We start from the raw sequence: 14,450 nt of genomic DNA, 5'->3' as shown, positions 1-14,450 counted from the left end.
TATTTATCTACAACCAATCTAGTCACCAAACCCCGATGACCAGTTAATTTGACCCAGTGGATAAGCATCTATATGAAAACCATTTGGATAGTCTTTAAAGCCTGGTTTACTTTTTAATTGCTCAATGGCGGCTTCTGCCTGTTCTTGAGTGGCAAACACCCCGATAAGTTTATAGTGTTCCACATCATTGTCAGGATTATCATCCTTACAGCGGGCATGCTCTAACACATACACCGTTTGTTGGTCATTACCAAGTTTTTCGACTTGTCCCCAGTGATAAGCGGCCAAGCGTTTCATCAGGTCTGGGTTTTTGACCATGATATTATCGCCGGTTCGACCTTGTTCACGGTTGTAATATATGACATTTAAGCGCAGTAGCCAGAAGGTAACGGCTGCCATGGCCAACATGATGGGCAGCGCTTGCTGCTCAGCGGTGCTCAGAGGACGAGCACTTTGATAGCCTTCAATAAAAGCCTGCATTTTTTGAGTGTCAAAATTCACCGATTCGCCATCACCGGCCACGCCCCAAGTCGTACAGAAGTCGTTGATCGTAATGGCAATATCCATCACATAATGCTCAACACTCACTTCAGTAAAGTCAAGTAATCCGGTCAGCTCTTCTTTGCCAGAGGTTAGGTTCCATAAGGTGTTATCAGCGAACATATCTAAGTGGCACAAACCTTTGGGCAAAGACTCTAAAGGCAGCGATTCATAGCTTTGCCAGATGTCTTGCATAAGCCGTGCTTCATCAGCGGGCATAAATTTGATTTCACGATCACGCACCTGATGCCAAGGGTATAACGGTACCCCGTAATCTTCGGCTGGTGTGAGACTTTGTAGCGTGTTGTGTAAGGTCGCTAGTGCTTGTCCCATGCTGTAACACATGCTGGGTGTGGTCTTGTCCGGATGACCACCTGATAGGCAAGGCACTAAGGTAATGGCTTTATTTTCGTATTGAATCAGATAGTCGGCTGAGCCATCAGCTTTTCGAGCTTTTTTAGCCAAAGGTGCTGCGACAGGTAAAGTGCCTTTTAAGCGGTTTAAAATGGTGGCCATTTTGGTGATATCAGCTGGTGGACGCTCCTCAAATAAGGTAAAGACATAAGAGTATTCACCGTCTGCATTCTCTGTGGTCTGAATGAACCAGTTTGAGTTTTTAATGCCTTGGGTAATGGGAATGGCTTTAGCAAAAGATACGCCGAAAGCTTGGCAAAAAGCAGCAAATTGGTCTTCTGAAAGATGAGTATAAACAGACATGAGGCTCTCTTAATCGATGAGGGGTTAATGGGTAAAAGCCAGTTAAAAGATACAGCACAAAGGCTCAAAGATAATCGCTAATTTATAGCCTATACTCTCATTATACGCAAAAGCAGGCAAGAGGCATCTGTCTGCACCGCTATAACTAAGCGTTATCTGACTTGTCTACACCAATGGGGGTGTCTATCACTTTAGTGGCAGACCCAGTTGTACTCACGCTGTTAAGGCTTAAATCTTGGCTATTGATTAAAATCTCAGACAATCCACTATTAATACGGCGCACATAGTTCATGTCGTTAATGAGCGAGGAGGCTTGCAGTTTATCAATCTTATGCTCTCTAAGCTTGTCGAGCACATGGTGGTGTGGTGACATGGACGCTTCTGTGTGCTGCACAAAAATCTCGGTGGCCTGCTGCCTATCAAGGCTTTGTTTTTGTAGGCTGCGTACCCGATTAAAGCTTATGAGCATATCAAAAAGATGCTGGCGCAGCGCCATGTAATCTTGATAAATGGAGGTGCCAGGAGTATTTAAAAATTGCTGCATATTTTTTTGTAAGTGCTTGCTTTGCTTAACCATTTCTACCACGTGGAAGGCATTGATATGAGCATCGGTAAGCTTCTTTTGTACCTTATTAGCATGGATATCTATTTTACTGGTGAAATTCAATATTTCACTATACAGTGGCTTAATCTGCCACTCGTATAAGCTTTGCACATCAAGCTGCAGCGGCCGAGCAGGGTTAGGCAGCTCAGAAGAAGGCGTATATAGCTGCGCGTTGGGCACATAAATGGCATGACAAACCACCTCAAGCCCTAAGGTGGTTAAGTGCTCAATCTCTTGATGGACGGCATGAATGGCAGTGTCTGTGGACTTGAGCATATTGCGGTGTAAATGTAGAGGGTGTACAGCTTCTGCCCCATCGGGCAGTTGTTTTTTTGGTGATTTATCGGGTAAAAATAGGTGCAGCTTTTCGATAAACGGCTGCTGAATACCCCAAAATACTGAAACGCCCAATACGTTAAATAAGGTGTGGAACAAGGCCAGTTGCAACAACGGTGAGTGCATCCCAATGACAGTGGCAATCGCCCCCACAGCAAAGGTAAGAGGCAGCCATAGTATCAGGGCTAATAATGCGGTCACCCAGTTATATATCAGGTGCGCCAGTGCCAAGCGCTGACCATTTCTATCGCTGCTGAGCATGCCCACCAAGGCGGTGGTAAAGCTACTGCCTAAGTTAGACCCTAGCGCAATGGCAAAGCTTTGGGTGAGGGTTAATTGGCCAGCAGCCAAAGCGGCCAATACCAAGATTAAAGTGGCGTGAGAGGACTGCAGTACACAAGTGAGCAAAAACCCCAGCAGGGTGAATAGCAGCACTTGAGAGATACCACTGGCCTTAATATCAGACAACTCAATTTGACCAAAGGCGCCAAAGCCGTCTTTAATGGAATCGATCCCTAAAAAAATTAACGCAATACCAATCAATGCCTGACCGAACACCTTGAGCCGCTTATCTATAAAGCCGAGCAAAACACCCACTACCAGCATGGGCAGTGCAGCCGGACTTAAGCTTAAGCTTTGTCCCGCCCAAGCCAAAAGCCATATACCACTGGTTGCCCCAAAATTGGTGCCCAGTATCACCGCCAGTCCGCCGGCAAGACTAATCATGCCTGTGCTCAAAAAAGCGATGGTTAGTAAAGAGACTAAGGTGGTGGACTGCAATAAAAAAGTGGCCCCAATGCCGAACAAAAAAGACTTAATCGGAGTCTCAGTGCTTTTGGCCATAATCTGCTCAAGCCTACCGCCAGCCGCGCTTTGCAATGCGCCTTCTATACACTGCATACCAAACAAAAATAGCGCCAGACCATAGCACAATACCAGCCAAGCTGAGCTCATGACAAAAGAGTACACCAAGGCGATAAGCAGCAGCACCAATCCCAAGAACTTTGCTTTTTTAAGGTGCCTTAATATCACAGGGGGCACCATACTGTTGAGATAGCGATTTTTCATAAGACAGCCAATAAGTCACGGCAAGACAGGGCGATAGATCCGGCTATAATAAGCACAATTGATACTATCATAAGCTGAGCTGAAGATTATAGCCAACCCAGCGTGACAATAAGAGCGCTGTGGGTCATTGAATCAATGCGGACGGGCAGTTATCAGTCAAATGTTTGTTAAATTGTGGGCGTGACCAATAATAGAATAATAGCGCAAATATTACGGTCAATTTTTGCTAAAATGCTAAGCGAAGGCGCAGTTTAAGCGGCTTATTAAGCCAGCTTTATGCTTAAAGCTTAGCCCAGCCGCCACCCCAACCAACCCATTAACGATAGGATGTAGGCAATGTTAGCAAAACGAATTATCCCCTGTTTGGACGTAGACAATGGCCGTGTGGTTAAAGGCGTGCAATTTGTGGATATCAAAGATGCTGGCGATCCGGTGGAAGTGGCGCGCCGTTACAACGAGCAAGGCGCAGATGAGATTACCTTCTTGGATATTACTGCGACCCATCATGGTCGTGAGACCACTTATGATATGGTAGAGCGCATAGCAGAGACAGTATTTGTGCCTCTGACAGTCGGCGGAGGGGTGCGCAAGATAGAAGACATTCGCAACCTGCTTAATGCTGGTGCCGATAAAGTAGCGATTAACTCAGCGGCAGTATTCACCCCCGAGTTTGTGGCAGAAGCGGCCGCCAAATTCGGTAGCCAATGTATTGTGGTTGCCATTGATGCCAAACAAGTTGAGGATGTCGAGGGTCAGCCAAGATGGGAGATTTTTACCCATGGCGGCCGTAAGCCGACCGGTCTTGATGCGGTAGCTTGGGCGGTCAAAATGGCAGAGCTTGGCGCCGGCGAGCTTCTGGTAACCTCTATGGATGGCGATGGCACGAAAAAGGGGTATGATTTGGCGTTAATGAAGGCCATTACCAGCGCAGTTAATGTACCCGTGATTGCGTCAGGTGGTGTCGGTAACTTGCAGCATTTGGCAGATGGTGTGCTTGAGGGTGGTGCGGATGCGGTACTGGCGGCCAGTATTTTTCACTTTGGTGAATACAGCATTGCTGAGGCCAAGCAGTTTATGGCTAAGCAAGGCATAGAGATGCGCTTATAGCCGGCTTAGATAAGCGGATAATTGGTAGATAACTGGTAAATAACTGGTAAATAAAAAGGCGCTCAACGCCTAAGCCGCTGCAAAAGTGGCCATTAAGCGCAGGCAAGTGGTCACTGGCCTAAAATTTTTGGCAAAGACTTTACTTTTAACCACCAATCAGCGCTAAAACCGCCTTTAAAAAATGTTATCATAGCTGTAATTTTTCTTCATCATTCACATTAGGATGCCGTTATGCAAGATTTACAAAAAGAACGTGAGGCCATTACTCATATTGAAGGCAATTTATACCAAAACAAAGACGCGCGCATTGGTATTGTTGTGGGTCGTTTTAACGCTTTTGTTGTTGAGTCATTAGTAGATGGCGCCATTGATGCATTATTACGTCACGGCGTCTCAGGCAACAACATCAGTGTGATTCGTGTTCCTGGTGCTTTTGAATTACCCTTGACTGCGCAGCGTGCCGCAGAATCAGACCGCTTTGATGCCGTTGTGGCATTAGGTGCGGTTATCCGTGGTAGTACCCCGCACTTTGATGTGGTGGCTAACAGCTCTGCAAGTGGTTTGGCCAGCGTGTCTATGGATTACAATATTCCAGTGATTAACGGTATCTTAACGACAGACACCATCGAGCAAGCCATTGAACGTTCAGGCACCAAAGCGGGCAACAAAGGCGCTGAAGCGGCCATGGTTGCTCTTGAGATGATCGCCGTATTGTCTCAGCTTGATGTTGACTATGAAGATCAAGACCAAGACTAGTTTTTATGGTATCAGCTTATTTTTATAGCGGTACACCCACTGTAGCCTGAGACTGCAGTGGGCTTTTCCACCAATTATTCTGAGTTCATACTCCATAGTAATGTCAAAGCTGCACCTTTGATGATAGGTATTTATATACATGAGCAACAAAAATCCGGCACAAACTGAAGACAACCGTCTAAATGAGCATCAATCAAATGACCAGTTTGATATCAATGAATCTAGTTATAAAACTAGCCACGCAGCTGTGCGTAAGGCACGTCGCTTTGCACTACAAGGATTGTATGAGTGGTTAATGACGGATCATCGCTTCGAGCAGATGGGGCAGGGGGAGTGGAAAGCGAACCCACCTCATGACATCGCCGCCCGTACACGTGCCACCAATGCCATGCATACCGTACATTTGGGTTACTATCATACCTTAATGCGCGAAATCCCTGAGCAGATTACTGATCTTGAGGCACTTATTGCTCAGCATTTAGATCGGGCCATCGATAAGATTGATATGGTAGAGCATGCGGTGCTACTTATCGGTGCTTATGAGCTAAAAAATAGCCTGCATATCCCTTATAAAGTGGTGCTTGATGAAGCCATGAAGCTCAACACTCACTTTGGTGCCACAGATGCCCACAAACTGATTAATGCTGTGATGGATAAGTTGGCGGCTCAATTACGTACCGTGGAAGTAGAGGCTGACACGGGTACAGGCTATAAACACAAAAAACAGCAGCACTCTCAACAGCAGCAAAGTCAAAGTGCAGATGAAGCACCGATGGTGGCCACTGAATCAGCAAGTGACGAGACAGTAGAGGGGTCAAGCGCTGAGCAATCAAGCAATGAGATAAGTGAAGTATCACGTCAGCCTAAGCCGAGAATTGGATTAAAACCAAAAAAATAGGCAAAGGTTGTGGGTGAATCAGCTTATAGATGAACAACACCTTAGCTGATTATCAATGACCATATTGATGACCACTGCTATAAGTTATCGCCCCTTATGACTGCTTTTTAGGCTATCTATTGCGTCAATAGATGGCCTTTTGTTTAAAGCCTTATATTTATTTAATGTGCAGTTACGCAAGTCACCCTTTAGGATGAAGACCAATGACTGAATTTGAGCTGATTTCACGCTATTTTACGGCGGCAAGCAGTGAGCAGGCTTTGAGCCAATCGGTAGCATGTACCACGATTGCCAAAGGTGTGGGCGATGATGCAGCCGTGGTTGCCTTGTCCTCGCCGACTCAGTGGGTCACCTGTGTGGATACCTTAGTGCAGGGTCGGCATTTTGCTGAGGATTGGGATCAGGTTGAGACATTGGCCTTTGCCATTGGTTATAAATCAGTAGCAGTGAACGTCTCAGATATCGCCGCCATGGGCGCTAAACCGCACAGTATTTTATTGGCGCTGGCCCTACCACAACAACTGGCAAAGGAGGCTTGGCTAAGCGATTTTGCCAAAGGATTGTTTCATGCTTGCAGCCAATTTGGGGTGCAGCTTATCGGCGGCGACACCACACGCAGCGAAAAACTGGTCATTAGTGTCACAGCCAATGGGTTTATTGATAAAGCGTTAACCCCTATCTATCGTAGCGGCGCCCAAGTGGGTGATAAGGTGTATGTCTCAGGAACGCTAGGCGATGCTTGCTATGCGCTTTATCATCCAGATACTCAAGTCGGTAAGCAGCTGTCGCACCGCTTAAATATGCCTACCCCGCGTATCAGCTTGGGCAATACTTTAGCGGCTGAAGGTGACGTCACCGCCATGATAGATGTCTCTGATGGCTTAGTTCAAGACTTAAGCCACATCTGTGAACAAAGCGATGTGGCAGTGCAGTTACATTTAGATAAATTGCCGACCAGCAGCGCCTTACAAAACATTGAGCTTACTCAGCGTTTGCGCTGTCAATTAACTGGTGGAGATGATTACGAACTGTTATTTACGTTGCCGGCCTCTGTTAGCCTGTCAGAGACGCTGATGTCCACAGCATTTACCCAGATTACCTGTATTGGAGAGGTAGTGGCTATAGATAAATCTGTCGACAGTAAGGCAGAGAATCTCAACCCAAATAACGACAAGCTATCGTTAATTGAATTAAGATATCAAGGTCAGCGGCTAAGCAAGCAGGCACCTTATCCCTTTACTGAGTATCCTGATTTAAAAGGGTATCAGCATTTTAGCCATGCATCACAGCTAATAGCAGAGCACACCGATGACACCCAGTAATGCCAATCCACCCAATCGAACTGAGCCTGATATGAATCACAATCATAAACCTGATATCCGCAAGGCCAATGTCTGCCCGCCATTACCAAAGGGGGCAACGGCATTAGATAAAGGGGTGTATTGGTTGGGCATTGGTCTGGGTAGTGGCCTACCAAAGCGAGCACCAGGCACTTGGGGTACGGTCGGTGGGCTGATAGTTGCTCTGCCCTTGTTGCAGTTGGGCTTTATTACTTTTTTTATGGTCACTGTGATGGCAAGCATCGTCGGGGTATGGATATGCGGGCGTACTTCAGATTTAATGCAAGTGCATGATGACCCACACATTGTTTGGGATGAATGGGCTGGGATGTGGATTAGCCTATTGCCTTTGTCATTTATTATCACTTATTTGCCGCAGCACTTAAATCTTAGTTTGTATGGTGCAGCCATTGTGCTGGCTTTTATATTGTTTCGTTTTTTTGATATTGCCAAACCTAATCCCGTGAAGTGGGCTGATAGTAAGCTTAGCGGCGGGCTGGGCATCATGATGGATGATATTTTGGCGGGGATAATGGCACTGGTCGCTTGGCTTATGATAGTGGCCAGTGTAGAGATGTTCTATCCATTGTAACTCTAGCCATTGTCATAAGAGGTCATACAAACTGATAAGCTCATCACAAAAATAGTGAGGCTAGTGCCATATCAAGTAAGGCTTTGCGATGAGTGTTATCACCAATATTGGCAACAATTGTGCAACTGAACTGGTCTTGCTGGATTTGATATATTTAGTAACATAATTTTAAACTTTTAATGCGCTAAGCCTCCTTGTATTGGCCTACTTATATCGATATCGACTCAATATCGTTGGATTTATGAGTGCATGTACCAGTGGTACATGTTGTAGCTGGGTCATAATGGTTTTTTGTCTACCCGTTTATATCTCTTTTAGGTAATAGTTGGAAATATATGAATAACACGCTCACCACCATTATTTTAGCAGCCGGTAAAGGCACCCGCATGCAATCTGCCAAACCTAAGGTGTTACAAACACTGGCTGATAAACCCTTATTAGCCCATGTACTCGATACATGTCAGAGCATCAGCGTGGACAAAACCATTGTGGTGTACGGCTTTGGTGGTGATCAAGTGCAGCAGGCGATGACTGATTATAGCCTCACTTGGGTTGAGCAAACTGAGCAGTTGGGTACCGGCCATGCAGTCAAGGTAGCTTTAGATGAGTTACCAAGTACTGGCAAAAGCTTAATTTTATATGGCGATGTGCCTTTGGTAAGTGCTGAGACCTTGAGCCGATTAAAACAGGCCAATGTACAAGGCATGTCTATGTTGACTCTAACGGTTGATAACCCTTTTGGCTTAGGTCGTATCAAGCGAGATGAGCAAGGTAATATCACTGCCATTGTTGAGCAAAAAGATGCCAGTGAGCAAGAGCAAGCCATCCGTGAAATCAACAGTGGCATCTACTGTGTAGATAATGCCTTATTGCATCAATATCTGCCCAACTTGAGCAATGACAACGCTCAGCAAGAATATTATTTAACGGATATCGTTAAGATGGCGGTGGCTGATGGTATAGCCATTGCGGCCATTGAGCCTGATTATGAATTTGAAATTGAAGGGGTTAATAACCGTCAGCAATTGGCACAGCTTGAGCGCAAATGGCAAGCCAAACTGGTAGAGGATTTACAAGTCCAAGGCGTGCAATTTGCTGATCCCAATCGTGTTGATATCCGCGGTGAAGTCAGCGTCGGCCAAGATGTGTTTGTTGACATTAACGTGGTGTTCAAAGGTAAAGTCAGCTTGGGTAATAATGTGACTATTGAAGCCGGCTGTATGATTAAAGACAGTCAGATTGGTGACAATGTCCACATCAAGCCTTACTGCGTATTTGATGATGCACAAGTCGCGCAGGGCGCAACCATTGGACCCTTTGCCCATTTGCGTCCACAAACAGTTTTGGAAAAAAATACCCGTCTAGGTAACTTTGTTGAAATAAAAAAATCACGTATTGGCGAGGGCAGCAAGGTTAATCACTTAAGCTATGTGGGGGATGCCCAAATTGGTGCTGGCGTCAACTTCGGTGCAGGCGCTATAACCTGTAACTATGATGGGGTCAATAAGCATCAGACCATCGTCGGTGATAATGCCTTTATTGGTACCAATACCAGTTTAGTGGCACCAGTAACTATTGGTCAAACTGCCACTATTGGTGCAGGCTCTGTCATTACTAAAAACGTCGAAGATAATGCTTTAGCCATCGGCCGAGGTCGTCAAGTTCAAAAAGATAACTATCAGCGTCCTGAAAAGAAGAAGTGATCGGGCTGTAACAGTTAACAACGTCAGTTATTTACCAAGATTTAAAATTAAAGTAATCAAAAAAAGCGCTGAGTGTTCAGGCTGTAGTGCGTCTCTACAGTCCTGCAGCACGAGCGAACCAAGCTATTAATAACAACTATTAATATTAAAGATGAATTTTGCAAGATTAAGGATGGGTTATGTGTGGAATAGTCGGAGCAATTGCTGAGCGTAATATTTCTAATGTTCTGCTAGAGGGTCTTAAGCGCCTAGAATATCGAGGTTATGATTCAGCGGGTCTGACCGTGATTCGTGATGGTCAGCTGTACCGTGAGCGTCAGGTGGGTAAAGTACAATCTTTAGTAGATGCTGTGGCCAGTAATACCGATAACTTCAAAGGCAATATCGGTATTGCTCATACCCGCTGGGCAACCCATGGCGAGCCAGCGCAGCAGAATGCACATCCGCATGTATCGGGTAAAGTCGCCGTGGTGCATAATGGTATCGTTGAAAACTATGGCCCTTTAAAACAAGAGATGTTAGATAAAGGCTATATCTTTACCTCGCAGACCGATACAGAAGTGGTGGCGCATCTGGTGGCAGATGCCTATCAACAAACCAATGACCTATTTAAAGCGGTAGAGCAAGTTGTCCCCCGTTTACATGGTGCTTTTGCGCTGGGTGTGCTACACGTGGATAATCCAGATGAGCTGATTACCGTTCGCTTAGGCTCACCACTGGTTATCGGTGTGGGTATTGGTGAGAACTTTATCGCCTCTGACCAATTGGCACTATTGCCGGTGACCAACCGCTTTATGTATCTAGAAGAGGGTGATATTGCAGTTATCAAGCGCAATAGCATTGAAGTGTTTGCCAATGGCGTAGCGGTTGAGCGTGCAGTTACCGAATTAGATGCCAAGCATCACAATGCCGACAAAGGCGAATTTAAACACTATATGCTCAAAGAAATCTACGAGCAGCCTGATGCAGTGGCCCTTACTTTAGAGATGGGTATTGATGCTGATGATCTAAAACCTGAGTTTTTACAGCGTCATGAAGAAGCCTTGGCCAAAGTAAGCCAAATTCAAGTACTGGCGTGTGGTACCAGCTACCATGCAGGTATGGTAGCAAAATACTGGTTTGAGAGCTTAACTCGTCTACCTTGTTCGGTAGAAGTGGCCAGTGAGTACCGCTACCGCGAACCGGTAGTGGTAGATAATACCTTGGTGATTTGTTTGTCCCAATCAGGTGAGACAGCCGATACCTTATCTGCCCTTCGTGAGACCCAGCGTAGAGCTCAAGCAGGAGAGTTCAACGGACTGGTCAGCTTGAGTGTGTGTAACGTAGCCACTTCATCCTTGGTGCGTGAAACTGATATTTTTGTTCCGACACTGGCTGGAGTAGAGATTGGTGTGGCCTCGACCAAGGCCTTTACCACTCAGCTTGCCGCCTTAATGCTACTGGTATTAAAAGTGGGTAAAGTGCAGCAGCGTATCAATGCCGATGAGTTAAAAACCATCGTCACCGAAATGCACAATCTAAAAGGTCAGCTTGATAAGAGCTTGGCATTAGATAAAGCCATTGAGGACATGAGCCAGAAGTTTGAGGACAAAAAGAGTACCTTATTCTTAGGTCGCGGCGTGCAATATCCTATTGCTTTAGAAGGCGCGCTTAAACTAAAAGAAATCTCTTATATTCATGCCGAAGGTTATGCGGCAGGCGAGCTTAAGCATGGTCCATTGGCGCTAGTCGATAAAGACATGCCGATTGTGGTGTTGGCACCAAAAGACAGCATGTTAGATAAGCTCAAAGCCAACATGCAAGAGGTTCATGCGCGTCATGGCGAGCTGTATGTTTTTGCCAGTGAGTCAAGTGATTTGGTGAGCGATGAGCGTTTACATGTGATTAATGTGCCCGATGTTAATGAGCATTTAGCGCCCATCGTATACAGTATCCCAGTACAGTTTTTATCGTATCATGTGGCTGTGATGCGTGGGACGGATGTGGATCAGCCTCGCAATTTGGCCAAGTCAGTGACAGTGGAATAATCGGCAGTCATAACACAGGTTAGCTGTCAGCGAGTAATAAAGTATCATACTGCTGACGCCGATATGACTTTAGCACATTCACGGACAAGCACGAAAAAGCCCCTGCTAGATATCTAGCAGGGGCTTTTTGATGGCAGGCTTGAGCCAAGCTTATTAAGTTACAAATGAGGCGAAAACTTAACGTAGTCCTTTGTAGAGAAAATAACAGCCCACAACCGTAAGCAATATGGCAAAGCATTTTTTTAGCATGGCAGGTGATAAAATGTGCGCCACTTTTGCGCCCAGTTTGGCGGTAAAAAAGCTCATGACACTGATGCCCAAAAAAGCATAAATGTGTACGAAACCAATGGTATTAGGGACATCTATTTTTTGCTGCATGCCAAATAACATAAAGCCCAATGCGCCGGCGATGGCAATAGGTAAGCCGCAAGCTGCAGAAGTACCGACCGCTTTTTGCATAACCACGCCATAACGGGTCAAATAAGGCACAGTTAAGCTGCCCCCACCAATACCGAAGATGGCAGAAGCAATACCAATCACCCCTCCTGCTGCTAGCTGTTTAGGTTTTGACGGCAGTATGGCCTGCGCAGTATTGGCATCAGTCGTGCTGGCCGCTGCCTTTTTGCCACCGAAGAACATCCTATAGGCTACCCACAGCAAGAAGATACCAACAATAATCTGTAGGTGTAGTCCCGATATCTGGCCGGCCAATCCTGCACCAAAGAAGCAGCCTAATGCCATGCCAGGCGCTAGGTTTTTGAACACTGGCCACATCACTGAGCCCTTTTTATTGTGCGCCATAAGTGAGCTTATCGAGGTGACAATAATGGTCGCCAGTGAGGTACCTAATGCTAGATGCATGATGGTATCTGGGTCATAGCCCATTTGAGTAAACACAATAAACAACAGCGGTACGATGATGGTACCACCGCCCACGCCAAATAGCCCTGCTGCAAATCCTGCCAGAGCGCCAATGATTAAAAAGATGATTAATTCCACAGGGTAATTTCTTCTCAGTTAAAAGTTGGATTAGAGGGCTACTTTATTGAGACAGCCATTTCATTTAAAAGCTGTGTTATTTATAAGGCCTTTTAAGCAAAATAGCCACCGGCATTAATAACTGTCTCGGTTAGGATAGTGCCAGTTGACCCAATTGGCCTAGCCGGTGGTACGAGCGATTAAAGTAAACCAAACTTTGCTCAGCAGTATCTTCGGCTTTAGGCAGCTGAATATCTACCACACGGCACATAAATACGCTGTGTGTACCTACCTGCTGGATTTGCTCAATCTCACAATCGAAGCTGACTAAGGCATCTTGTAATACCGGTGCTCCGGTGGCAAGCTCAGTCCATTGGCCTTGCTCAAAGCGCTCAGCCTGAGTGAGTCTTGAGGCAAAGGCATTAGAGAGGGATTCATGCTGCGCGCCCAATACATTGACACTCAAAATTTTATTGTTAACAAAATGGCTGTGTGAGCGTGAGGCTTGATTCATACAAACCAATAAAGTTGGGGGCATATCAGTAACGCTACACACCGCAGAGGCTGTGAACCCATGCATGCCAGAGTCGCCAGTGGTGGTCACCACATTGACGGCGGTGCTCAACAAAGACATGGCATCTCTAAAGTCAGTAGCTTCAATCATTACTTCAATCCTAAATCAAAAAACGAGGGCGGCTACAGATGAGCCGCTTTTTTTGAGATGACTACAGCTTAAGAGCTTAGCTCATCACGAACAATTTTAGCGCCAGCACTCAATGCTTTTAGCTTACCTTGGGCGACTTGGCGAGACAGCGGCGTCATACCACAGTTGGTCGAAGGATAAAGCTTGTCTGCATCCACAAATTGCAGCGCTTTACGTAAGGTATCCGCCACCTCCTCTGGGGTCTCAATAGTATTGGTGGCCACATCAATGGCACCAACCATGACTTTTTTGCCGCGAATCAGTTCAATTAGATCCATGGGCACCCGTGAGTTTTGACATTCTAGCGACACAATGTCAATGTTTGACTGTTGCAGCTTAGGGAACGCCTCTTCATATTGGCGCCACTCTGAGCCTAAGGTCTTTTTCCAGTCATTATTGGCTTTGATACCATAGCCGTAGCAAATATGCACGGCAGTTTCACACTTTAGACCTTCAATGGCACGCTCTAAGGTGGCAATACCCCAGTCATTGACCTCATCAAAAAATACGTTAAAGGCGGGTTCATCAAACTGGATGATATCTACACCAGCTGCCTCGAGCTCACGGGCTTCTTGGTTTAGAATTTTAGCAAACTCCCAAGCCAGTTTTTCACGGCTTTTATAATGACCATCATATAAGGTGTCAATCATGGTCATCGGGCCAGGCAAAGCCCACTTGATTGGCTGATCAGTTTGTTGACGTAAGAACTTAGCGTCTTCGACAAAGACTGGCTTTTGACGACTTACTGCGCCCACTACCGAGGGCACACTGGCCTCATAACGGTTGCGTATTTTGACGGTTTCACGCTGTTTAAAGTCGACACCATCTAAATGCTCAATAAAGGTAGTCACAAAATGCTGGCGGGTCTGCTCGCCATCACTAACGATATCGATGCCGGCATGTCGCTGTTCTTGTAAGGTCAAGCGCAGCGCATCTTGCTTGGCTTCAATCAGCTCATCGCCTTCTAGTTTCCAAGGTGACCAAAGCTTTTCAGGCTCAGCCAACCAAGAGGGTTTGGGTAAGCTACCAGCGGTCGAAGTCGGTAATAATAGTGCCATGGTGGTTATCTTCTCTATTTTAA

Annotated in this window: 12 protein-coding genes; 7 read left to right on the top strand and 5 right to left on the bottom strand. The window is 45.9% G+C overall.

Annotated elements, in window-relative coordinates:
- Positions 1-18: 18 nt before the first annotated feature.
- Both DLE54_RS11090 and DLE54_RS11085 read right to left on the bottom strand, forming a co-directional pair.
- Positions 19-1,257 carry a homoserine kinase gene (locus tag DLE54_RS11090; protein ID WP_110817175.1) on the bottom strand — a complete coding sequence of 413 codons (1,239 nt, stop codon included), beginning with the start codon at positions 1,255-1,257 and terminating at the stop codon, positions 19-21.
- A gap of 145 nt (positions 1,258-1,402) precedes the next feature.
- A complete protein-coding gene (locus DLE54_RS11085; protein WP_110817174.1) occupies positions 1,403-3,265 on the bottom strand; it encodes a Na/Pi cotransporter family protein in 1,863 nt (620 codons plus the stop codon).
- A 336-nt stretch (positions 3,266-3,601) separates the two neighbouring features.
- On the opposite strand from DLE54_RS11085, the gene hisF reads away from it, so the two are divergent.
- The 7 genes from hisF (at position 3,602) to glmS (ending at position 11,688) form a co-directional block, all read left to right on the top strand.
- Positions 3,602-4,372, top strand: a complete 771-nt coding sequence (hisF, locus tag DLE54_RS11080) for an imidazole glycerol phosphate synthase subunit HisF (protein ID WP_011961498.1) — start codon at positions 3,602-3,604, stop codon at positions 4,370-4,372.
- 231 nt (positions 4,373-4,603) lie between these two features.
- A complete protein-coding gene (ribE, locus tag DLE54_RS11075) occupies positions 4,604-5,128 on the top strand; it encodes a 6,7-dimethyl-8-ribityllumazine synthase (RefSeq protein ID WP_011961497.1) in 525 nt (174 codons plus the stop codon).
- Positions 5,129-5,267: 139 nt separating this feature from the next.
- On the top strand, positions 5,268-6,026 hold the full coding sequence (nusB, locus tag DLE54_RS11070; RefSeq protein WP_110817173.1) for a transcription antitermination factor NusB: 759 nt from the start codon (positions 5,268-5,270) through the stop codon (positions 6,024-6,026).
- A gap of 203 nt (positions 6,027-6,229) precedes the next feature.
- A complete protein-coding gene (gene thiL / locus DLE54_RS11065; RefSeq protein ID WP_110817172.1) occupies positions 6,230-7,348 on the top strand; it encodes a thiamine-phosphate kinase in 1,119 nt (372 codons plus the stop codon).
- Positions 7,335-7,958: a phosphatidylglycerophosphatase A gene (locus DLE54_RS11060; RefSeq protein ID WP_110817171.1), complete on the top strand. Its 624-nt coding sequence runs from the start codon at positions 7,335-7,337 to the stop codon at positions 7,956-7,958. The genes thiL and DLE54_RS11060 overlap by 14 nt, the downstream gene beginning before the upstream one ends.
- A gap of 335 nt (positions 7,959-8,293) precedes the next feature.
- Entirely contained in the window at positions 8,294-9,661 is a 1,368-nt protein-coding gene (glmU, locus tag DLE54_RS11055) for a bifunctional UDP-N-acetylglucosamine diphosphorylase/glucosamine-1-phosphate N-acetyltransferase GlmU (RefSeq protein ID WP_110817170.1), read from the top strand.
- A gap of 179 nt (positions 9,662-9,840) precedes the next feature.
- Positions 9,841-11,688, top strand: a complete 1,848-nt coding sequence (glmS, locus tag DLE54_RS11050) for a glutamine--fructose-6-phosphate transaminase (isomerizing) (protein WP_110817169.1) — start codon at positions 9,841-9,843, stop codon at positions 11,686-11,688.
- Between the two features lie 177 nt (positions 11,689-11,865).
- Here glmS and DLE54_RS11045 read toward each other — a convergent pair whose 3' ends face one another.
- From DLE54_RS11045 to DLE54_RS11035, 3 genes are all read right to left on the bottom strand, one after another.
- Complete coding sequence (locus tag DLE54_RS11045) at positions 11,866-12,687, bottom strand: sulfite exporter TauE/SafE family protein (protein WP_110817168.1); 822 nt, start codon at positions 12,685-12,687, stop codon at positions 11,866-11,868.
- A 130-nt stretch (positions 12,688-12,817) separates the two neighbouring features.
- On the bottom strand, positions 12,818-13,330 hold the full coding sequence (locus tag DLE54_RS11040) for a flavin reductase (protein ID WP_011961490.1): 513 nt from the start codon (positions 13,328-13,330) through the stop codon (positions 12,818-12,820).
- Positions 13,331-13,398: 68 nt separating this feature from the next.
- A complete protein-coding gene (locus tag DLE54_RS11035; protein ID WP_011961489.1) occupies positions 13,399-14,427 on the bottom strand; it encodes a methionine synthase in 1,029 nt (342 codons plus the stop codon).
- Positions 14,428-14,450 lie beyond the last annotated feature (23 nt).

This window comes from Psychrobacter sp. YP14, assembly GCF_003209315.1.
GTDB lineage: Bacteria > Pseudomonadota > Gammaproteobacteria > Pseudomonadales > Moraxellaceae > Psychrobacter > Psychrobacter raelei.
The sequence above is the reverse complement of the archived record's forward strand: the minus strand, read 5'-3'. Positions and strand labels throughout refer to the sequence as shown.